Below are 20,028 nucleotides of genomic sequence, written 5' to 3'. Positions count from 1 at the left end.
ATGATCTCCTATTAAGCGGCGGGTTGGTTGCCAAGCTTGTCTGCCCAAGCTCTCATTCGATCTAAGCCAGTCCAATCGGCATCGACATAGGTAATGGCGCCCGTCGGGCAAGAGGTGGCGCATGCTGGATCGCCCCCACAGAGATCGCATTTCTGAACCTTCCCAGAATCCTGAACATAATTAATCGTGCCAAATGGGCATGAGATCGTACAGACTTTGCAACCGACGCACACATCTTCAATCACTACTTTTGCGCCAGTGCTTGCATCAATCCGAATTGCATCAACTGGGCAGGCCTTTAAGCACCATGCCTCATCGCATTGTGTACAGGTATAGGGAACCTTTTTTCCAGTGGTATGAAAATCAAAGACCTTAATGCGGGATTTAGCAGTATTAAAGACACCGTAGTTTTCATAACTACATGCCATTTCACATTGCAAACAACCCGTGCATTTATCCGCATTAATGAGTAATGATTTCTGCATAAGAAAGTCCTTAACGAGTAAATGATAATTTTGCTTATAACCATCCATATTACGGACAAGGGGAATGAAGAACAAGGGACTTAGGAACCAGTCAGTAAAAACCCTAAAGATTTATTAAGTTGACTAATTTATTAGGGAATTAGCACAAACAAAAGCTGACGACCAAGCCCACTGGAAATTATGCCCTCCAAGATGACCGGTGACATCTACACACTCCCCAATGAAGTAGAGATTCTGATGTTGTTTAGCCATCATGGTTTTACCATCCAATGCTTTGGTATCGACCCCGCCTAACATGACCTCCGCTTTTTTCCATCCCAGGGTACCTGCAGGCTTCATTTGGGCCTTCGTTAAATGGGTACGCAAGGCTTCTCGATCTTTCTTAGATACCTCCGCCCAATTACGTTTTGCGAGATTGAGCTGTTCGGTCAACAATTGTGCAACGCGTTGCGGCAATACCTCTGCGAGAGCGGCATCAACTGTTTTCTGGTGCGCCTCAGAAAAGATCGCATCAAAATCGGTCTTTCCTAGCCAATTGATGTGGATCGCTTCGCCCTCATGCCAATAGCTACTGGCTTGCAAAATAGCGGGTCCCGAGAGCCCTTTATGGGTTATCAAAAGATCTTCATCAAATCGATAGGTTCCGTAACCGTGGTTACGCTGTCCCGCCTGGACGCTAGCTTCCAAGCTGATCCCAGCCAAGCTGGTGAATACTGAAAACTCGTCTGAGGTGAATGCGAGTGGTACCAATGCAGGACGTACCGAAGTGGTTGGGATTTCAAACTGCTTGGCAATTCGCAGAGCAAAATCACTCGCGCCAATCGCTGGTACTGGCAATCCTCCGGTCGCAATAATTAAATGAGTAGCCTGTTTGATTCCATCTGTTGTTTCTAAAGTCCAGTTCGATTGCGATTTGATAATTTGGGTAACAGATACTGGATGCTGAATAGTGACACCGCCCTTATGACACTCAGCCAACAGCATCTGAATAACGTCTTTTGCAGAATCGTCACAGAATAGTTGGCCACGATGTTTCTCATGAAACGGAATGCGGTACTCACGCACGAGATTAATGAAGTCCTTTGATGAATACCGCGCCAGGGGGCTTTTTACAAAATGGGGATTGAGGGATAAAAAATGCTCAGGGGCTGAGTTCAGATTTGTGAAATTACACCGCCCACCACCGCTAATACGAATCTTCTCCCCCAATACTGGGGCATGATCCAGTACCAGAACTTTTTTACCGCGTTGACCAGCAATTCCAGCACAAAAGAGCCCAGCAGCTCCGCCACCGACAATGATGGCATCCCAAATCAAATGGAACTCTCGCGACCCAGAATTTGATGATCGCCCCGATTAAGCGCATTGCGCACATAATCAATGCTACTTCTAAGCGTGTAAAAATCACTCGAAGCACTCTTTGGAACTTTCAAAGCCAAGGCACGTCTTTCCATATCCGCAAGTGTTTCCAAATACTCAGGTACCTTGCTGGGATCGTAGCTAATTAACAGATCGTTCTCAAAAAACTTTAGCTCACCATAAATACGATTGAGTTTGGCTCGAACCCGCCTTAAACGATAGCTAGGCAAGGAGAGCACAATGGGGTATGCAATCGCAAAGAATGGTAGCAAGGTAAAGAACATTCGATGGATAAACTCAGCGACCCAAAATGGTAAGAAATCCATTAAGACTGGTAAACCGCGCTGATGAAACTGTTGCGCAATGGGACTTTCCGGAAACTCCGAGCTCATAAAGGCTGGGAACTCGCCACGCTTGGCAAAAAATGATTCTTTACCATTGATCTCTTGGGCTGCCATCAGAAAGAGAAACTGAATCGCTGGGTGCATCCGATCATCAATTAATAAATTAGTGACCGTGGAAATCATTTTGGTATCACTGGGCGGGAAATTACGCGCAATATTAAAACTGCCCATCGGTACCTCAAGTTCTTCTAGATAATGAATATTTTTTGTATAAGCGGCAGCACGATTAAAGTTGAGCAATCGAACAGTTGGATCATTTATGAGGGTTTGTACATTTTTTGCTCGCAAGCCATCTACCATCAAGACAATATCAACTTCACCTTTTTGCAAAGCAATCACCGCCTCATCATTATTGAGTGGTAATAGTGTGGGCATCCGCTCCACGGCACTAACTCGCAAAATATTCATGGCTTGGACATGAGTGCCACTACCCTCGGGACCAATGGCTACCCGAGCCTTGGCAAGTCGATCAAGATCTAAAATGCCATTTTTTAGAAACGGTCCTCTATAGAAGACCCAAATCGGCTCGTAGTCAACACTTCCAAGGGACTCAACACCAGGAACTTGTTTAGCATGCAAAGATCCACCTTGAACGAAAGCTGCTTGAACTGGATCTTTGCGATCCGCGAGGCGATTAATATTTTCTTGGGAACCTTCGGTACGCACCAGCTCAATGGTGACACCTTTTTTTGCAAAGAACTCCACATACTTCGCGGCTAATTGTTCATATGATCCTCCTTGAATACCGGAGGCCATGATGATATGGCGCGGTGGAGGTGGATTCCAGTAGGCAATGAGGCCAATTAAGATAGCGGCCAATAGAACAAGCAGAGGCCATGTTTCTTTAACGAAACTGACGGCATCACGGTACTGGTCCTGAGCGGTTTCAAGAAGCGCAACAACGGTATCTTTGAAGTCTTCCTTGAAACTGCCCATAATTAATGCACTACTTTTTCTTGGCGGTATTCATCCCTAAGAGCGGATACGCTGGGCAGAAACGAAAGATGCCGGTTGCTAATGGCACAACCCCGATCCAGCCCCATGCCCCAATCACTCCACTTAAAGATAAAAGAATTAATAAACTTCCTGCCGTAATTCGCAGGACCCGATCTGTATGACCGACGTTACATTGCATCATAAACCTCCTTTTAAATCAATTGGTTATTTACAGTAATTTTGGTAGAGCAAGTTCATCACTGACATCGCCACAGGATTGGCGCCGGAATAATAAATCTGCTTACCCTCGCGACGGGTTTTCACCAGCTTTTTCTTACGCAATACCGTTAGTTGTTGTGAGAGGGTTGGCTGATGAATATCCAAGGAATCTTCCAACTCGCCCACGCATTTTTCCCCTTGGTTAATTTCGCACAACAACATCATTCGATCTCGATTTCCCAAAACCTTCATTAAGTCAACTGCTTTATCAGCCGATTGGCGCATTTTCTTTAAATTGATATTCATAGCCACTCAGTCGCCAATTAGAGAACATTGAAGGGGATTTTGAGATAAGTCTTGCCATTCGTCTCAGCAGGCGGTGGATGACCGGCACGAATATTGACTTGAATCGAAGGCAAGATCAAAATCGGCATCTCTAAGGTCTTATCACGCTGATTCCGCATCTCCACAAACTGAGCTTCGGTGACCCCCTGATGCACATGAATATTTTTATGCTTCTCTTCACCCACGGTGGTTTCATAGGCAATTGGACGGTCGGTGGGGGGATAGTCGTGGCACATGAATAAACGCGTGTCATCTGGGTAGGACAAAATCTTTTGCATCGACTGGTAAAGCGTATTAGCGTTGCCACCCGGGAAATCACAGCGCGCCGTCCCAACATCGGGCATGAAGATCGTATCGCCAACAAAAATGGCGTCGCCAATCACATAAGCCATGCATGCTGGTGTATGTCCAGGAACAAATAAGGGGTGGATGGTTAAGTTACCCGCATACAAATCCTGGCCCTCTTCGATCAAGTAATCAAATTGGGAGCCATTGGTTGGAAAGTCACTCTCAAGATTGAATATTCCTTTAAATACTTTTTGCACATCCTGAATATGCGAGCCAATGGCGATCTTGCCCCCAAGATGCTTTTGAATATAAGGTGCAGCACTCAGGTGATCTGCGTGCGCATGGGTCTCCAAAATCCAATCGACTGTGAGGCCCTGATCTTTGACAAAAGCAATCACCTCATCTGCAGACTTGGTCTTGGTACGACCCGATTTAGGGTCATAGTTGAGGACTGTATCAATCACCACACACGGCGTGTTAGGTTTTTCATAAACGACGTAGGTAAAGGTCCATGTTCCTTGATCAAAAAAGGCTTTGACGATTGGCTTTTGCATGCTTTACTCCTTATTCAAGGTGAATTACAATATATATAAATATATAATATATTATGATTTAACTAATAGCAAGTCGTTGATACTATCTTGATGGATTTAATCGGTCTTTTACAACCCCACCTTATTCCTGCGGGGCTTGGCATATTCGTTGGCCTCATCATGGCGCTAACGGGTGCCGGCGGCGGCATCTTATCGGTTCCTTTGCTGGTCTTTGCGCTCCATTTACCCATGGTGGAGGCGAGCCCCATTGGGCTACTTGCAGTCACTGTATCTTCTGCGCTAGGCGCCATCATGGCTTTACGAACTGGGTTATTACGTTACCGCGCTGCCATACTGTTGGCCTTTGCAGGCTTGCTACTATCACCCGCAGGACTTTGGTTAGCACACCAGATTCCCAATCAACCCTTAATGCTGATTTTTTCTTTGGTTCTCCTCTACGTTGCTATCCGAATTTTTGTAGAGGCCTACCAACAATCAAAGGGGGTATATAAAGAGCCCAAAGCAGTACCCTGCTCGCTCGACTTATCGATTGGTCGCTTAATTTGGACCGTCCCTTGCGCACGCGCCCTGATTGGCTCTGGCGCCTTAGCTGGATTTTTATCAGGGCTTTTAGGGGTTGGAGGCGGCTTTGTAATTGTCCCTGCACTCAAACGGATTAGTGATCTACCCATGCAGTCAATCATTGCCACCTCTTTGGGTGTTCTGTCTCTGATTTCACTGGGAGGTGTTGCGGGCTCGGGGCTGGCTGGGACTATGAACTGGTTGGTGGCCATACCGTTCGCAATCGGCGCCATTGTTGGAATGATGGCTGGTCGCCTAATTGCTCCTAGAATCAGTAGCCAATGGACTCAGCTCATTTTTGCTGGATTCTCAGGACTCGTTGCAATTGGTTTGGCAATCAAAGCACTCTAGGTCAAACAAAATCCACTCTTTAATAACTCTGCTGGCAAGGTCATGCCACGATAAAAACCATATACAGCAGTTGCTATCAATAAGAGTGCGGCAAGGTATCGTACCCAGACCCTTTGTCCAAACTGCATCAAGGCACCACTGACTTTGGTAAATACCAATAGGCTTGGCAAGGTACCCAATCCCATTGCCAGCATTAGTAATGCGCCTATGATTGGATCGCCCGATAAAAATGCAAGGGCTAGGACTCCATATACCAAACTACACGGCACCAAGCCCCACAGCATCCCCGTCATCCAGCGCGCCAGGCCAGTGCGAGATTTTGCAAAATGTTTTGCCCACCATTGCGATAAGGCCTGTGCAATCTTTTGTCCAAAAAGATGGGTGATTTTTTTACCACTTGGGTGAATCAACCGATAGGCTTGATAGAAGAGAATCCCGGCCGTAATTCCAAATAATGCTCGTTGAATTGGAATCACCTCCTGCCTCCAAAAAGCAATTCCCAACCAGGCTGCTCCAGCTCCCAAAAGCATGTAACTGGCAATCCTCGCCAAATGAACCACTATTTGATCCCAAACGACTCTTGACCGATTGGGGTAAACCTTAATTTTTGCCACCGATTGATCAATCGAAGCCGCAATCCCCCCACACATCAAGGCACAATGCCAACTACTGGCCATTGTTGCTAGGAGAATTCCGATAAATAATGTGCTACTGAGCATGGGGCGTGAAATAGAACTTTTTTGGACTCTCGACTAGAATATGCATCATCATGAATATTTCTTCCAGTAAAGAAATTCTGAATAAATGCTCTACTTGTGTCTTGGGGCAATTTTGTCTGCCGCTTGGTCTGTCTGCCAATGAGGTAAGCCAGGTTGATACTCTCGTCAAAGATCGAGTCCATCTCCACAAGGGCGATACCCTGTACCGACACGGCGAGCCGCTCAATTCTATATACAGCGTTCGTTTTGGTACCCTAAAAACAGAGCACTTATTACCGGATGGTCGCGCACAAATCATCGGTTTTCATATGCCTGGTGAGATTTTGGGTTTAGACGGCATTGGCGAGCACCAATACCAAGCTAATGCGATTGCACTCGAGGAGAGCGAGGTTTGCATCATTCGCTTCTCCGAATTTGAAAACTTAGCATCACAAATTCCCAGTTTGCAGCATCAATTCCATCGCATCTTAAGTCGTGAACTAACTCAGGATCAACGTCATTTACTGTCATTGGGAACTCTCAGAGCCGAAGAACGACTCGCAGGTTTTTTAATTAACTTATCCCAACGATATGCCGCTCGCGGATATGAATTTACTGAATTTGATTTAAAGATGAGCCGTGAGGACATTGGCAGCTATCTTGGAATTCAGATTGAGACGGTAAGTCGGATGTTGTCACGGTTTACCGAGTCAGGCTTATTACAAATTAAGCAACGCCACGTTAAATTGATTGACATTGAAGGGCTCTATCAACTCGCTGGGGTTCCGAACGTGAATGAGAAAACCAACTGCTCATCACCTATACGACTCAGTTAAGCAGGTCATCTTCCGCTGACTTCGAGTTTAAGAAGCAGTCGCGTACGATAAATAAAGAAATGGCGCTTGATATCGCGCAAATCGTCCAAAAGGCAAAAAAACCAATGGAGTATATTGCCTCGTTCGATAAATAATGGGGTTGCCCAAACAGGAGCAAGTCTTCGGGCCTAAATAAACTGAATACCAAACCTTCAGCAATAATGGCTGCTAAAAAGGAGGGCCAAAGAATCCAAATCGCTGTCTTGAGTTTCACGGCTGCACCTGCTCGACCTTCAGACCCCGCTTAATGCCATCTCGCACCGGTTCATCGGCATGCACAGTAAATGCCAAATAAATGGTAATCGCGCAACCAATCGCTGCCAAGGCTGGGCCCAGAATTAATAACCAGGGCCAGAGCTGTTTCCACCATGGTTTTGAAATTTGCGATTCTGCTTTCATAATGAACTCCCTTTATTGGCGTGGCACGATAAAGCTTGATTTCTCATCACGCGAGCGAATCTGTTCGCCCTCTTGACCACGAAACTGGAACTGAATCGGATGCGATCCGGATATCACTTCATTGATCGCCACGCTTGCCTTCACCGGAATCAATAAATTACTGGCAGGTGCAATCACTACGCTATGGAGGACCTTGCCGCTGGAATCGAGCACTGCAATGTCTGGCAAACCGGTTGCTTTGATATCGACCTGCATTGGCGACTCGGAAGAGTTCATCAATTGGACACGATAGACATTCTCAATATAGCGACCATCCACTTCACGAGCTAGAGCACCGCGATCACGCATCACATCCACTCGCAAGGGATTTCGTGTGAAGAGCGAAAACAAGAAGACCGAGGTTAATACCAAAATAATTGAGGTGTAAATCAAGATGCGCGGGCGAAATAAATGACTACGTGCCAATTGATTCGACTCCCGATTGAGCATGGCTCGCTCAGTGGTATAGCGCACCAATCCCTTGGGGTAGCTCATCTTTTCCATGACTTGATTGCAAGCATCGATGCAGGCCCCACAGCCAATGCACATGTATTGCAAACCATCGCGTATATCAATCCCCGTGGGACACACCTGCACACAGATACTGCAATCGACACAATCACCTAAGCCTTTTTGAGCTTGATTGTCTGATTTATTGCGACCACCGCGAGGCTCACCACGCATCTTGTCATAGGTCACCACAAAGGTATCTTTGTCGACCATCACACTTTGAAAACGGGCATACGGGCACATATATTTACAAACCTGCTCGCGCATAAAGCCTGCGTTGCCCCATGTTGCAAAACTATAAAAGAGTAACCAAAAGGTTTGCCATGGCCCTAAAGAAAAAGCCAAGATATTAGCGCTTAGTTCTTTAATAGGAGTGAAATAACCAATAAAAGTAAATCCAGTCCATAGGGCAATGACAAGCCATAAAGCATGTTTCGTAATTTTGAGTCGCCACTTTTTAAAACTCCAAGGCCACTCTTCCCCATCTAAGCGAATGCGGGCAAACCGATCGCCCTCCACCTTCCGTTCAATCCACATAAAGATTTCGGTATAGACCGTTTGCGGGCACGCATAGCCACAAAATAAACGGCCCGCGACAGCGGTAAATAGAAATAGGCTGAGCGCCGATAAGATGAGAAGTAATGTGAGATAAATCACATCCTGTGGCCACAATACCAAGCCAAAGATGTAAAACTTACGTTGCACCAAATCAAATAAAACAGCTTGACGGTCGTTCCAACTGAGCCATGGCAGTCCGTAGTACAACAACTGGGTCAGCACAACAAATACGATGCGCCAGCTTGCAAATGGTCCACTAACCGAACGGGGGTAAATATGTTTACGAACTTCGTAGAGTGACTGCTCTACGATCTCGATCACAGGCTTGCTGTGGCCAGCAGTCTGTGTCGATGAAGTTTGATTCATGGCTTTACTTCTTTGTATTCATCGGCTGATGCGACAAACCCCAAACATAAGCCGTCAGAATCTGAATCTTTTCTGGGGTTAGGATTGCGTCATGACCCGGCATCACGCCGTTACGACCTTTTTGCACTGTTTCGGTAATCGCCTTCTCGGAACTGCCGTAGAGCCAAACTTTATCGGTTAAGTTGGGTGCGCCCAGAACAATATTTCCCTTTCCGTCTGCCTCATGACAAGCCGCGCAGTTGGTTTTATAAACAGCTTCACCCTGAGCAACACGAAGATCATCGGCGGGTAAGTTGGAGAGGCTACGAACATAAGCCACCACCTCGCCAATTTGGGCAGAGCTTAGGTGGCCAAAGGCGGGCATAACACCTGCCCGTCCTTGCACAATCGATGCCCGAATCATCTCTGGTTCGCCACCATATAAATAATCTTTGTCATGCAGATTAGGAAATCCCTTAGATCCTCCAGCATCTGATCCATGGCATTGTGCGCAATAGTTCAAAAATAAGCGCTGTCCCATTTCTTTGGCTTTAGGATCAGTCGCAACCTGCTCAATGCTCATTTGCATGTATTTCGCATAAACCGGTTGCAGATCTTTATTTGCGGTCTGTACAGATTGATCGTGCTCCGCTTGAGTGCTATATCCCAAGATACCTTGATAGGTACCTAAACCAGGGTAAAGAACCAGATAAATACCTCCGAAGATACAGGAGATAATGAACATCCACATCCACCAACGTGGCAGCGGATTGTTCAATTCACGCAAGTCATCATCCCAAACATGGCCCGTATCGGTTACATTGCCCGAAGAATCGGTTGGTACTTTGGTTTTACGTTGCGACATCAATAGCCACAAGCACCAAATAATGCCGACGATCGTTACGATCGCAATAAAAATACTCCAACCGGGACTAAAAAAATCACTCATGATTGATCCTTCTGAAACTCATCCGGAAGTGCAAATGGTAAATTTGCTGACTCCTCATTGGCGGCCTTGCGATGCGTAGACCAAGCCCACCAAACAATTCCTAAAAACACAAATAAGCCAAAGGTGCTCGATATTGCCGATAGATAAGCGGTAAATGCTTGCATGCTGATCTCCTTTATTGGCTGGCAGTTTTAGTAGTGGCGCGACGATTAATGCCCAGGCCCTGTAAATAGGCAACTAAGGCATCCTCTTCCGTTTTGCCTTCAAGCTCTTTGGGGGCATTCGCAATTTCTTCATCGGTATATGGAACCCCTAAACGCTTTAATGCATGCATGTGTTTTTGAATACTCGATACATCTGCTGGCGCATTTTGCAAATACGGGTAAGCCGGCATATTGGATTCCGGGACGACATCACGAGGATTGCGTAAATGGATACGTTGCCAGTCATCTGAATAGCGTCCACCTACACGAGCAAGATCGGGTCCTGTCCGCTTACTACCCCAAAGGAATGGATGGTCAAAGACAGACTCTCCAGCAACTGAATACGGACCATAACGCTCGGTCTCTGAACGTAATGTACGAATCTGCTGTGAGTGACAGCCAACACAACCCTCGCGCTGGTAAATATCACGTCCAGCCAATTGCAATGCTGTAAACGGCTTGATTCCAGGGCTTGGCTCGGTGGTTGAGTGCTGGAAAAAGAGCGGCACAATCTGTACCAAGCCAGCCACACTCACAACCAAAATAGTCGTGATGATGAGCCAACCGACGTTCTTTTCGAGAGTAGCGTGAGAGAAAAATTTATTTTGATCTGACATTTTTCCTCCCAATTAATGAGCAACTTGAACATTTGATGGGATCGGTGCATCCACAAAACGCTCGCCATACAAGGTCTTAAATACGTTGTACGCCATCAAGAACATACCCCCCAAGTAGCAGATACCACCTAAGAGTCGAATCACATAGAAGGGGTAACTGGCTTTCACCGACTCTACAAAGCTATAGGTCAATGTGCCATCGGCCTCAAAAGCTCTCCACATCAAGCCCTGCATCACTCCAGCAATCCACATTGCGGCGATATAAAGAACGACACCAATGGTGGCAATCCAGAAATGCAATTCAATGAGGCGGGTGCTATACATCTCCTTCTTACCTACCAAACGAGGAATGAGGTAGTACAAAGAGCCGATTGTGATCATGGCAACCCAGCCTAGAGCTCCAGAATGAACATGGCCAATCGTCCAATCGGTGTAATGCGATAGTCCATTAACGGTCTTAATCGACATCATCGAACCCTCAAAGGTTGACATACCGTAGAACGACAGTGCCACGATTAGAAATTTGAGGATGGGGTCACTCCGTAGCTTGTACCAAGCTCCCGACAGGGTCATGATGCCGTTGATCATTCCGCCCCACGAAGGTGCCAACAGAATTAATGAGAACACCATCCCCAGCGATTGAGTCCAATCCGGTAATGATGTGTACTGCAGATGATGGGGTCCTGCCCACATATATGTGAAGTTAAGAGCCCAGAAATGCACAATCGATAAACGATAGGAATAAATTGGGCGATCGGCCTGCTTAGGAATGAAGTAATACATCATGCCTAAGAAGCTGGTGGTCAAGAAAAAGCCAACTGCATTATGACCATACCACCATTGAATCATGGCGTCTTGTGCACCAGAGTATGCCGAGTATGACTTCCATAGACTCGCTGGCATCTCAATATTGTTCACAATATGCAAAATAGCAATTGTCAGAATATAAGCACCAAAGAACCAGTTCGATACATAAATATGCTTGGTCTTGCGCTTCATGATGGTGCCAAAAAAAACAATGGCATAAGCAACCCAAACAATCGTAATCAAAATATCGATGGGCCACTCTAATTCGGCATACTCTTTTGAGGTGGTAATGCCAAGCGGCAAAGTAATAGCGGCTGCCACAATCACGAGCTGCCAACCCCAGAAGGTAAATGCAGCCAGTTTGTCGCTAAAAAGGCGGACCTGACAGGTGCGCTGGACAATGTAATACGAGGTTGCAAATAAAGCACTGCCCCCAAAGGCAAAGATCACCGCATTGGTATGCAAGGGTCGTAAGCGACCGTAGCTTAACCATGGAATATTCATTGTGATTTCTGGCCAAATCAACTGGGCTGCCAGAACTACCCCCACAAACATCCCAACAATGCCCCATAACACCGTAACGATGGCAAATTGGCTGACAACCTTATAGTTAAAGTTCGCGTCTTGCGACCCACTGATGGCTAACGCCATACAACCTCCCTGAGCAAAATAACTGTGCTAAAAGCCTTGGGAAATTATCGAGTTAGCGTAATTTCGGTATTTTGATGTAGATCAAATATTAGGGGGGTCTTTGCGCTGCGGGCTGTCATCATCCAGCAAGATCGACTCGCCAGGGCCCTGCAGATCATCAAACTGACCGCCCTGAATCGACCAATACAGTAGGTAAGCAAGACCAGCCACAAGGAGCAGCGATAAGGGGATCAAAAGATACAAACTTTCCATGCAAGTAGTCTAATCTAGACCTTACGTAAACGCCATGCATTGAGGGTTACTAAAAGCGATGAAGATGCCATCCCAATCCCAGCAACCCAAGGATTAATCCAAGCCATCATCGCCACCGGAATAATCGTCACGTTGTATAGGAATGCCCATAGAAGGTTTTGGCGAATGATTCTTTGGGTGCGATGTGCCAAGGCAAATGCCTTCACCAAGGTCTCAAAATTAGGGCTTACCAATACAGCATCCGCACCAGCCGCGGCTAAAGGGGCGCCACTTCCCATTGCGATCGATACATCGGCCTTTGCCAAGAACGGTGCATCATTCACCCCATCACCAATCGCACATACCTTGGCACCATTTGCCTGTAGATCACGAATAAACTCATATTTTTCTTCGGGGCTGGCACCACCACGATACTGCGTAATTCCGTGATGGCGTGCCCAGGCCTCGACAGTAGCCTGGGTATCACCCGACAATAAGTGAACTGCAATCCCATGAGCGCGTGCATATTGCAATAAAGCCTCAACACCCTCTCTGGGGCGATCTAAGAAGCTAAATTGGGCGATGAGTCCCTGATCATCGCTTAAGTAGACATGACTATAGAGTGCATCGAATGGAATCGGTGACCCCTGCACACCCACCCAGCTGGCCTTACCAAGACGGTAGTTACCATTGGATAGCCCTTTGCCTAAGTGGTTTTCACTTCGAGTCAAAAAACGCTGTGGCGCAAGCTCACGCTCTCGAAGTGCATCGCCAAGCGCTAGTCCCAAGGGATGATTTTGACCCTCCTCCATACCGACCGCTTGCGCTAATACATCTTGCTCACTCATACCATCTCGAAATACAGTGATGCTTTGTAAACGAGGCTCGCCGATCGTTAGAGTGCCAGTTTTATCCATCACCAAGGTATTTGCTTTACTCAAACCTTCAAGGGCGCGACCATGAATTACAAATAAACCAATCTTGGTTAACGCACCCTGTGCGGCTGCCAGAGCGGTAGGTATCGCTAACGATAATGCGCACGGACAACTGGCCACCAACACACCGAGCATCACGGGCCATGCTCGGCTAGGGTCTACTAATAACCAGGTGGCACTACTCATGATCGCTGCAATGATGAGAAGAATCACAAATCGACCGGCCCATACCTCAGCCAATCCCAACATAGGTGGCTTTGCTTGCAGAGCACGATCCAATAGGATTGCAATGCCAGCCAAGCGAGTGGTTTGTCCCACCGCCGTAATTTCCAGCGCAATACTATTTTGAATATTATGCGTGCCAGCAAATAAGCGATCACCAGGAGACTTCTGTACTGGTCTTGATTCACCAGTTAATAATGCTTCACTCACACTGGTATATGAATCCATCAGTACGCCATCTGCCGGGATAATCTCACCAGGACCCACCCGAACTCGATCGCCGACAAGGCAACGCACAACAGGTATGCGCTCAACCGCAGTATTCTTTGGGTAATCAAGGTAGCGTTCACAGCTAGCCGGAAGCTGTTTAGCCAATGCCTCCGAGCCACTTTGAGCATCCTGCCTAGCAATCAATTCGATATAACGCGCCCCGAGGGTAAAGGCCACAAACATCGTGATCGAATCAAAATAACTCGGTCCATCTCCTAGTAATAAGTTGACAGTACCCACAGTAAAGGCCATCCCCAGTGCCAAGGCAATGGGTACATCCATGCCCAAAGATCGTGTTTGCGCAAATGAACGTATACTCCGCCATGCGGAGCCAAAGATTGGGGCGGCAGAATAGAGAACAACAGGGACGGTTAATAGCCAACTGGTCCAGTTGAGTAAAAGATTGTTTTCTGGAGATAGGTCAACCGAGTCGGTATAAATCGGCCAGGCATACATCATGACCTGCATCATGCCCAATAGAGCAACCCCTAAACGGAATAATAGATTTCTGCGCTCGCGCTTACTACGGAGAGCCAACTCTGAGGGCTCATAAGGCCAGGCTAGATACCCAATGCGCTGCACCTCATACAATATTTTTGGTAAGGTAATTTTCTGAGGATCAAAGCGCACAATGGCTTTTAGGGTGACGTAATTAATTTGGACATCATCAATACCTAAAACACGTTGCAGATGACGATCGCAAAGCCAAACACATGCCGCGCAACGGATTTTTTCGAGCGACAGAATCGACTCAGCTAAGCCGGAAGCCAGAATCTTCACAAAGCGCGCCTGCAGGGTCGGATCGTTATAGACTTCGAGCGCTTCAGGAAGTTCATTGCCATTGACTAAATAGTCGGGTCGCTCGCCAGCGGGTATTTGGCGCTGATAAAAACTTTCAAGCCCTTCCCCATAGATAGTTTGCGCAACTGCCATGCATCCAGCACAGCAAAATGGGCGCTGGATCCCACCTAAATCAGCATGCAAGGCATCTGCTGCCTTGGTATCACTACCGCAGTGGTAACACGGTGTCGATGAAATGGTCATGCGGACTTACAAAAACAAAGGGCTGCCAAGGCAGCCCTTTTATTGAGTTGATGGCAAATTATTTCACCAAGAGAACAGGCTGCTTAGCTGAAGATACGACTCGTTGAGCAACCGATCCAATCAGAAGATCAAGCACGCCGCCGCGACCTTTGGCGCCCATCACAATCATGTCAAACTTTTCTTTGGTGGCAGTAGCCAAAATTTCTTTGGATACATGGCCGCGCTTAATAATCATATTGTGCTTAACACCTGCTGCATCTAAAACCTTCTGAGCAGGCTTTAACTCTTTTTCACTGATTTCACGTAAATAGTCATCCACTACGCTTTTGCTGACAAATTGCTTAACGTGATTGAGTCCGAAGTCATCGTGGACATTAATTAAGGTAACGGAACACTTACTGCGCATATTGCCAACTAATTGAGCAACGTATTTGGCCGCACTCAACGAAGTCTTTGAACCGTCAATTGGTAGTAGTATTTTCATATGATCCCCCTCCACAATGTAATCAGTTCTAGCAGTGTAGCAATATTATTGGGTATTCCCTTGATCCATATCAAATTCAGCCGCCTATATCCCTAATTTTTTTATGCATATTCAATTCCTTGGTGCAGGCCAAGAGGTCACCGGCTCTAAATACCTTATCCGCGGCAAAGCATGTGGGGTTCACCACTGCTTTATGGTGGATTATGGAATGTTTCAAGGAGGTCGAGAGGCGGACGACAAAAATTTGGCTGAACTCCCAATTTCTCCCCGTGAGCTCGATTTTGTGGTTCTGACCCACGCACATATTGACCACAGTGGATTATTGCCGCGCTTATGCGCCCAAGGGTTTCGGGGGGCTATCTATTGCACTCCTGCGACAGCCTCTTTACTCAAAATTATGCTTTTGGATAGTGCCCATCTACAAGAAGCCGATTATGAACGCGCTCAACGCAAACAGGCTCAGGGCCGTTGGAAAGGTGATCTTCCAGTTCCTCTTTACAGCACCCTCGAAGCCATCGATTGCTTGGCGCAACTCAAGACCGTGCCTTATCACCGCCGCTTTAGCCCTGGTCAAGGGATCGAAATTGAATTTTTAGATGCCGGGCATATCCTGGGAGCCGCAATTACGGTGATCGATATTCAAAAAGAAAATCAACAAAGCCATCGCACCGTCTTCTCGGGTGATTTGGGAATGTTTGATCGGCCGCTAATGAACGACCCTGAGCTAATTGAGCATGCTGACACCTTAATTATGGAATCGACTTATGGCGATCGCTTACACCGATCGCTACAGGACACAGAGGATGAGCTCGTAGAGGTCATTACGAATACACTCAAGCACAATGGCAATATCATCATCCCCGCATTTGCGGTCGGTCGCACCCAGGAAATCATTTTTGTATTAATGGATTTAATTCGGCGCAAACGTTTGCCGTATCTCAATATCTGGGTTGACTCGCCAATGGCTACATCTGTGACTCGATTGACCGAGGAATATCGTTCCTCCCTCGATGAAGCAGCGCAGGCTATCTTCGATTGGTATCAAAACAACCCTAACCGCCTAGATTTACGTTTTATTGCCGACGTTGAAGAGTCCAAAGCACTCAATCGCATTAAAGGCGGCGCCATTGTGATCTCTGCTAGCGGAATGTGCGAGGCCGGTCGAATTGTGCACCACCTCAAATGGAATCTACCTCACCGTAATAATGCGATCATCATCACCGGTTTTCAGGCAGAAGGTACATTGGGACGGCGGCTTGTTGATCAAGCAAAAATCGTTCATCTCTTTGGCAAGGAAATTTCTGTCAAAGCCTCTATCCATACCATTGGCGGTTTATCAGCCCATGCTGATCAGGCTGGACTCATACTTTGGTTAAAAGGATTTCGACAAGCTCCAACGCATGTTTATATTACTCATGGGGAGCCCTACGCCGCAGAACAACTGAAGGTAGCAATCCACTCACAACTGGGCTGGGAGCATATTCATCTGCCTCAGCTTCATAGCACCTACCCTCTCTAATCATGCCAAACCTAAATGCCTTTGCGCTGCGTGCCCGCTTGATTCGTAAGCCCCATGAACATAAAGGCGATATGGGGAAGGTATTACTTGTAGGCGGTGCGCCTGGGATGGCAGGTGCTATTTTTTTATCTGCGTATGGATCTCTGTATAGCGGTGCTGGGTGGACCATTATTGGGATCTTGGATTCGAAGTCAGCTCATGTGCAGGTTGATCAACCTGAGTTGATGGTTCAAGACATCAGTGAGGTGGTTAATGCCCGTAATTTCATTGAGCGCATGCAGTCGGATTCCCTTGCGATTGGTCCCGGCTTAGGTTTAAGTGATCAAGCGTTGCAATTTTTAGAGGCCAGTCTTGCGTTCCCTGGTCCACTAATCTTAGATGCGGATGCTTTAAATCTGATTGCTGAGCACCCACGGTTAGCACAATTATTGCGAGAACGTGAAGATCCATGCACAATCACGCCTCACCCCGGCGAGGCAGCTCGTCTTTTGGGCATGTCGGTGGATGAGATTCAGGCCAATCGATCAGGAGCCATTCAGCGCTTGATTGATCAATTGCAATGCTATGTGGCTCTCAAAGGCCACCACACATTAGTTGGTTCGCCAGCTGATGTGATTTATACCTGCAATGCAGGGAATCCTGGGATGGCAACCGGTGGCATGGGGGACGTCCTAACGGGCCTCATCGCCTCACTTGCAGCCCAAGGAATTTGCCATCATCTCAATTTGTGGGAGGCAACTTGCCTTGCAGTTGAGCTTCATGCGCGTGCCGCTGATCAACTGGTTCAATCCGGAATTGGGCCTAATGGCATGACCGCACTTGAATTAGCCAAAGCGGTTCGCGAATTAATGAATCAGACTTAGATTGATCCCCATGGACCCCAATGGGGTCCGGGTGGAGACTCTTGGTTCCATTTCACTGGATATTTGACCTTTCCAGGCCCAAGACGTGACCAGATAAATGCTGTGGCAGCCAGCGCTATGACACCCAATAAAACATGGGTCCAGATATCCATAAATCCTGCATGTGCATGAATCATGATCAAAGGATTAGCACCTGCAGGTGGATGAACAGTCTTGGTCAGCAACAATACTGCGATTGTGATTAGCACTGATAAGACCAGTACCCACGTTGCATCACCCAAAGTTTGGTAACAGATCACCCCAATCAAGGCAGATATAAGATGGCCACCAAATAATGCCCTGGGCTGCGTCGGCGGCAGTGTTGTTAGACCAAACAAAAATAGTGTTGAACCACCCAAGGAGGCAAGTAATAAGGTGGAATCTTGTGGACGGACCACATGAAGAGCCAAAAACAAGGCCACACTTGCGCCACTCAATACCCAGAGGATCCGCAAAATAGCTTGTTTCATGTAAGCAGTTTACGCCATTGTTCCTAGGGTCTTTATTCAGGTATATAGTGATACCTCACAAGGACCTATTTGCAAACCTTTTTTAATCACCTCTCAGTATCACTATTACGCTTTGTCCTAATTTTTCCATATACATGGATTATTCAACTGGGTCGTGGTTTAGGATGGGTCGTCGCGCACATACCAAGCGATCGTCAGCGGGTGGTCTTAATTAACTTACGTCTGTGTTTTCCACAACTATCGAATAAAGAAATTGAGGCTCTGGCTTTGCAGCACTGGCAGTTATTTGGGCGCAGTATTTTGGAACGCAGTCGCATCTGGCTGGGCACCCCTACCCAGATCAATGAAATGATTCAGATTCATTCTGAAATTGACTTAGGGGATCGAAAGCCCCGCATTTTGGTCAACCCCCATTTTGTTGGTATTGAAGGTGGCATTGCTTTGTGCGCCCTAGCCGAGAAAATGGATTGGCCACGCGGTGTCACCCTCTACCAAAAGATGAAAAATCCATATTTTGATCAAAAGATTATTGAGTGGCGTGGTCGGTTTGGCGGACGATCCATTCCAAGACAAGGTCATCTCATCGAAACGGTTCGAGAGATTAAAAATGGAAACTTTGTTTTTATCGCCCCTGATATTGATCTCGGCATCAAGGACTCCGTATTTGTACCCTTCTTTGGCGTTCAAACAAATACCATTACTGCGATTTCACGTTTAGCTAGGATAAGTGGCGCTGAAGTGTGCGTGATGCAGACAACACTTAAATCAGATCGCTCTGGTTACATTTGTCATATTGGTAAGGCGCTTGAGTCATTTCCAAGTGATGATGAGAACGCCGATACAGCACGCCTTAATCAATACTTTGAAGATGAGATCCGGCTGCGCCCAGCTGAATACTATTGGGTTCATAAACGCTTTAAGAATCGACCTGCTGGAGAAGCCAAGATTTATTAGTGTAAAAATAGCATCTTAAGGAGAAAAAGATGAGACAGTTTGTAAACGCTAATCAAATCAAGATCGCTTATCAAATCGACGGTCCGGAAAATGGCCCCCCCGTTTTTTTAAGTAATAGCCTGATGTCCAGTTTAGAAATGTGGGATCGAACCATACCCGCATTGATTGATCGGTATCGTGTAATTCGCTACGACACACGCGGTCACGGTCAAAGCGAAGTAACGCCAGGCCCCTACAGCATTGCCCTTCTGGCAGAAGACTTAGTTGCCCTGATGAACGCTCTCGGAATCAAGAAGGCACACTTTGCTGGGCTGTCCATGGGCGGCATGATTTGCCAATACATTGGCGCCAATTACCCGGACAATGTTTTATCACTTAGTCTTTGCGATACCGCCAGTGAGATGCCACCTCGCGCTATGTGGGAGGAACGTTTTGCGATCGCGAGATCTCAGGGCATCGCTGGTCTTGTTGATGGAACCATCAAACGGTGGTTCTTAAATGACTTTATTGAGCGCGAGCCAGATCAAATTGAACGAGTACGAAAGATGATATTAGCTACGCCTGTAGATGGCTATCTAGGCTGCGCTAGTGCAGTTCGGGATATGGCGCAATCAACGATGCTCTTAAAAATTAAGGCGCCAACTCTGATTTTGTTAGGCAGACAAGATCCAGCCTGTACATATGAGCAATCCACTGTCTTGCATCGACTTATTCCCCATTCTTCGCTAATCGCGATTGATCAAGCGGCTCACCTATCGAATATTGAGAAGCCTGCTGAGTTTAACCATGCGCTACGGGGATTTTTAGATTCTGTGGCATAGTAGACAAGCAGTCATAATAAAAA

23 protein-coding genes are annotated in these 20,028 nt (G+C 46.8%); 6 read left to right on the top strand and 17 right to left on the bottom strand.

Annotation, left to right across the window (positions count from 1 at the left end; translation table 11 throughout):
- Positions 1-11: 11 nt before the first annotated feature.
- From QUE66_RS03285 to QUE66_RS03260, 6 genes are all read right to left on the bottom strand, one after another.
- Complete coding sequence (locus QUE66_RS03285) at positions 12-485, bottom strand: 4Fe-4S dicluster domain-containing protein (RefSeq protein WP_108509324.1); 474 nt, start codon at positions 483-485, stop codon at positions 12-14.
- 123 nt (positions 486-608) lie between these two features.
- Positions 609-1,802, bottom strand: a complete 1,194-nt coding sequence (locus QUE66_RS03280; RefSeq protein ID WP_286224427.1) for a BaiN/RdsA family NAD(P)/FAD-dependent oxidoreductase — start codon at positions 1,800-1,802, stop codon at positions 609-611.
- Complete coding sequence (locus QUE66_RS03275; RefSeq protein WP_286224426.1) at positions 1,799-3,184, bottom strand: TAXI family TRAP transporter solute-binding subunit; 1,386 nt, start codon at positions 3,182-3,184, stop codon at positions 1,799-1,801. Before QUE66_RS03275 ends, QUE66_RS03280 begins: the two co-directional genes overlap by 4 nt.
- Positions 3,185-3,194: 10 nt before the next feature.
- Complete coding sequence (locus QUE66_RS03270; RefSeq protein ID WP_108509323.1) at positions 3,195-3,383, bottom strand: YgaP family membrane protein; 189 nt, start codon at positions 3,381-3,383, stop codon at positions 3,195-3,197.
- 26 nt (positions 3,384-3,409) lie between these two features.
- The gene (locus QUE66_RS03265) at positions 3,410-3,709 is read right to left on the bottom strand and encodes an ArsR/SmtB family transcription factor (protein ID WP_286224425.1); all 300 of its coding nucleotides are present in this window, start codon (positions 3,707-3,709) and stop codon (positions 3,410-3,412) included.
- 17 nt (positions 3,710-3,726) lie between these two features.
- Positions 3,727-4,590: an MBL fold metallo-hydrolase gene (locus QUE66_RS03260; RefSeq protein WP_286224424.1), complete on the bottom strand. Its 864-nt coding sequence runs from the start codon at positions 4,588-4,590 to the stop codon at positions 3,727-3,729.
- A 90-nt stretch (positions 4,591-4,680) separates the two neighbouring features.
- On the opposite strand from QUE66_RS03260, the gene QUE66_RS03255 reads away from it, so the two are divergent.
- Positions 4,681-5,502 carry a sulfite exporter TauE/SafE family protein gene (locus QUE66_RS03255; protein WP_286224423.1) on the top strand — a complete coding sequence of 274 codons (822 nt, stop codon included), beginning with the start codon at positions 4,681-4,683 and terminating at the stop codon, positions 5,500-5,502.
- Here the strand turns inward: QUE66_RS03255 and QUE66_RS03250 are convergent.
- Positions 5,499-6,221 (bottom strand): sulfite exporter TauE/SafE family protein, encoded by a 723-nt coding sequence (locus QUE66_RS03250; protein ID WP_286224422.1) that lies wholly within the window; start codon positions 6,219-6,221, stop codon positions 5,499-5,501. The genes QUE66_RS03255 and QUE66_RS03250 overlap by 4 nt on opposite strands.
- A 50-nt stretch (positions 6,222-6,271) precedes the next feature.
- Here QUE66_RS03250 and fnr point away from each other — a divergent pair, with 50 nt between their 5' ends.
- A complete protein-coding gene (gene fnr, locus QUE66_RS03245) occupies positions 6,272-7,036 on the top strand; it encodes a fumarate/nitrate reduction transcriptional regulator Fnr (RefSeq protein ID WP_286224421.1) in 765 nt (254 codons plus the stop codon).
- A gap of 249 nt (positions 7,037-7,285) precedes the next feature.
- Here fnr and QUE66_RS03240 read toward each other — a convergent pair whose 3' ends face one another.
- The 9 genes from QUE66_RS03240 to QUE66_RS03200 form a co-directional block, all read right to left on the bottom strand.
- Positions 7,286-7,474: a hypothetical protein gene (locus tag QUE66_RS03240; protein ID WP_286224420.1), complete on the bottom strand. Its 189-nt coding sequence runs from the start codon at positions 7,472-7,474 to the stop codon at positions 7,286-7,288.
- Between the two features lie 12 nt (positions 7,475-7,486).
- A complete protein-coding gene (ccoG, locus tag QUE66_RS03235; protein ID WP_286224419.1) occupies positions 7,487-8,947 on the bottom strand; it encodes a cytochrome c oxidase accessory protein CcoG in 1,461 nt (486 codons plus the stop codon).
- 4 nt (positions 8,948-8,951) lie between these two features.
- Positions 8,952-9,875: a cytochrome-c oxidase, cbb3-type subunit III gene (ccoP, locus tag QUE66_RS03230; RefSeq protein WP_286224418.1), complete on the bottom strand. Its 924-nt coding sequence runs from the start codon at positions 9,873-9,875 to the stop codon at positions 8,952-8,954.
- Positions 9,872-10,039, bottom strand: coding sequence for a cbb3-type cytochrome oxidase subunit 3 (locus tag QUE66_RS03225; RefSeq protein ID WP_286224417.1), 168 nt, complete (start codon positions 10,037-10,039; stop codon positions 9,872-9,874). The genes ccoP and QUE66_RS03225 overlap by 4 nt, the downstream gene beginning before the upstream one ends.
- A gap of 11 nt (positions 10,040-10,050) precedes the next feature.
- Positions 10,051-10,695, bottom strand: coding sequence for a cytochrome-c oxidase, cbb3-type subunit II (gene ccoO / locus QUE66_RS03220; RefSeq protein ID WP_286224416.1), 645 nt, complete (start codon positions 10,693-10,695; stop codon positions 10,051-10,053).
- Positions 10,696-10,707: 12 nt separating this feature from the next.
- Complete coding sequence (ccoN, locus tag QUE66_RS03215) at positions 10,708-12,153, bottom strand: cytochrome-c oxidase, cbb3-type subunit I (RefSeq protein WP_286224415.1); 1,446 nt, start codon at positions 12,151-12,153, stop codon at positions 10,708-10,710.
- Between the two features lie 81 nt (positions 12,154-12,234).
- Positions 12,235-12,405: a cbb3-type cytochrome oxidase assembly protein CcoS gene (ccoS, locus tag QUE66_RS03210; protein WP_108508150.1), complete on the bottom strand. Its 171-nt coding sequence runs from the start codon at positions 12,403-12,405 to the stop codon at positions 12,235-12,237.
- 14 nt (positions 12,406-12,419) lie between these two features.
- Positions 12,420-14,855 (bottom strand): heavy metal translocating P-type ATPase, encoded by a 2,436-nt coding sequence (locus tag QUE66_RS03205; RefSeq protein WP_286224414.1) that lies wholly within the window; start codon positions 14,853-14,855, stop codon positions 12,420-12,422.
- Between the two features lie 58 nt (positions 14,856-14,913).
- A complete protein-coding gene (locus tag QUE66_RS03200; protein WP_286224413.1) occupies positions 14,914-15,339 on the bottom strand; it encodes a universal stress protein in 426 nt (141 codons plus the stop codon).
- 103 nt (positions 15,340-15,442) lie between these two features.
- Between QUE66_RS03200 and QUE66_RS03195 the strand changes: the two genes are divergently transcribed.
- Both QUE66_RS03195 and QUE66_RS03190 read left to right on the top strand, forming a co-directional pair.
- The gene (locus QUE66_RS03195; RefSeq protein ID WP_286224412.1) at positions 15,443-16,858 is read left to right on the top strand and encodes an MBL fold metallo-hydrolase RNA specificity domain-containing protein; all 1,416 of its coding nucleotides are present in this window, start codon (positions 15,443-15,445) and stop codon (positions 16,856-16,858) included.
- A 2-nt stretch (positions 16,859-16,860) separates the two neighbouring features.
- Positions 16,861-17,721, top strand: coding sequence for an NAD(P)H-hydrate dehydratase (locus QUE66_RS03190; protein ID WP_286224411.1), 861 nt, complete (start codon positions 16,861-16,863; stop codon positions 17,719-17,721).
- On the opposite strand, the gene QUE66_RS03185 is transcribed toward QUE66_RS03190, so the two are convergent.
- Entirely contained in the window at positions 17,718-18,230 is a 513-nt protein-coding gene (locus QUE66_RS03185; protein ID WP_286224410.1) for an HPP family protein, read from the bottom strand. The genes QUE66_RS03190 and QUE66_RS03185 overlap by 4 nt on opposite strands.
- A gap of 69 nt (positions 18,231-18,299) precedes the next feature.
- Here QUE66_RS03185 and QUE66_RS03180 point away from each other — a divergent pair, with 69 nt between their 5' ends.
- Together QUE66_RS03180 and pcaD are read left to right on the top strand one after the other, a co-directional pair.
- Entirely contained in the window at positions 18,300-19,184 is an 885-nt protein-coding gene (locus QUE66_RS03180; protein ID WP_286224409.1) for an LpxL/LpxP family acyltransferase, read from the top strand.
- A 29-nt stretch (positions 19,185-19,213) separates the two neighbouring features.
- A complete protein-coding gene (gene pcaD, locus QUE66_RS03175; RefSeq protein WP_286224408.1) occupies positions 19,214-20,005 on the top strand; it encodes a 3-oxoadipate enol-lactonase in 792 nt (263 codons plus the stop codon).
- The last annotated feature ends 23 nt before the right edge of the window (positions 20,006-20,028 follow it).

The sequence above is a fragment of the Polynucleobacter sp. HIN6 genome (genome assembly GCF_030297575.1).
Classification (GTDB): domain Bacteria; phylum Pseudomonadota; class Gammaproteobacteria; order Burkholderiales; family Burkholderiaceae; genus Polynucleobacter.
The sequence above is the reverse complement of the archived record's forward strand: the minus strand, read 5'-3'. Positions and strand labels throughout refer to the sequence as shown.

What these genes read in the sequence shown, in the direction of transcription:
- QUE66_RS03285 (WP_108509324.1), bottom strand. Translation starts at nt 485, where the DNA reads ATGCAGAAATCATTACTCATTAATGCGGATAAATGCACGGGTTGTTTG.
- QUE66_RS03275 (WP_286224426.1), bottom strand. Translation starts at nt 3,184, where the DNA reads ATGGGCAGTTTCAAGGAAGACTTCAAAGATACCGTTGTTGCGCTTCTT.
- QUE66_RS03270 (WP_108509323.1), bottom strand. Translation starts at nt 3,383, where the DNA reads ATGCAATGTAACGTCGGTCATACAGATCGGGTCCTGCGAATTACGGCA.
- QUE66_RS03265 (WP_286224425.1), bottom strand. Translation starts at nt 3,709, where the DNA reads ATGAATATCAATTTAAAGAAAATGCGCCAATCGGCTGATAAAGCAGTT.
- QUE66_RS03260 (WP_286224424.1), bottom strand. Translation starts at nt 4,590, where the DNA reads ATGCAAAAGCCAATCGTCAAAGCCTTTTTTGATCAAGGAACATGGACC.
- QUE66_RS03255 (WP_286224423.1), top strand. Translation starts at nt 4,681, where the DNA reads ATGGATTTAATCGGTCTTTTACAACCCCACCTTATTCCTGCGGGGCTT.
- QUE66_RS03250 (WP_286224422.1), bottom strand. Translation starts at nt 6,221, where the DNA reads ATGCTCAGTAGCACATTATTTATCGGAATTCTCCTAGCAACAATGGCC.
- fnr (WP_286224421.1), top strand. Translation starts at nt 6,272, where the DNA reads ATGAATATTTCTTCCAGTAAAGAAATTCTGAATAAATGCTCTACTTGT.
- QUE66_RS03240 (WP_286224420.1), bottom strand. Translation starts at nt 7,474, where the DNA reads ATGAAAGCAGAATCGCAAATTTCAAAACCATGGTGGAAACAGCTCTGG.
- ccoG (WP_286224419.1), bottom strand. Translation starts at nt 8,947, where the DNA reads ATGAATCAAACTTCATCGACACAGACTGCTGGCCACAGCAAGCCTGTG.
- ccoP (WP_286224418.1), bottom strand. Translation starts at nt 9,875, where the DNA reads ATGAGTGATTTTTTTAGTCCCGGTTGGAGTATTTTTATTGCGATCGTA.
- QUE66_RS03225 (WP_286224417.1), bottom strand. Translation starts at nt 10,039, where the DNA reads ATGCAAGCATTTACCGCTTATCTATCGGCAATATCGAGCACCTTTGGC.
- ccoO (WP_286224416.1), bottom strand. Translation starts at nt 10,695, where the DNA reads ATGTCAGATCAAAATAAATTTTTCTCTCACGCTACTCTCGAAAAGAAC.
- ccoN (WP_286224415.1), bottom strand. Translation starts at nt 12,153, where the DNA reads ATGGCGTTAGCCATCAGTGGGTCGCAAGACGCGAACTTTAACTATAAG.
- ccoS (WP_108508150.1), bottom strand. Translation starts at nt 12,405, where the DNA reads ATGGAAAGTTTGTATCTTTTGATCCCCTTATCGCTGCTCCTTGTGGCT.
- QUE66_RS03205 (WP_286224414.1), bottom strand. Translation starts at nt 14,855, where the DNA reads ATGACCATTTCATCGACACCGTGTTACCACTGCGGTAGTGATACCAAG.
- QUE66_RS03200 (WP_286224413.1), bottom strand. Translation starts at nt 15,339, where the DNA reads ATGAAAATACTACTACCAATTGACGGTTCAAAGACTTCGTTGAGTGCG.
- QUE66_RS03195 (WP_286224412.1), top strand. Translation starts at nt 15,443, where the DNA reads ATGCATATTCAATTCCTTGGTGCAGGCCAAGAGGTCACCGGCTCTAAA.
- QUE66_RS03190 (WP_286224411.1), top strand. Translation starts at nt 16,861, where the DNA reads ATGCCAAACCTAAATGCCTTTGCGCTGCGTGCCCGCTTGATTCGTAAG.
- QUE66_RS03185 (WP_286224410.1), bottom strand. Translation starts at nt 18,230, where the DNA reads ATGAAACAAGCTATTTTGCGGATCCTCTGGGTATTGAGTGGCGCAAGT.
- pcaD (WP_286224408.1), top strand. Translation starts at nt 19,214, where the DNA reads ATGAGACAGTTTGTAAACGCTAATCAAATCAAGATCGCTTATCAAATC.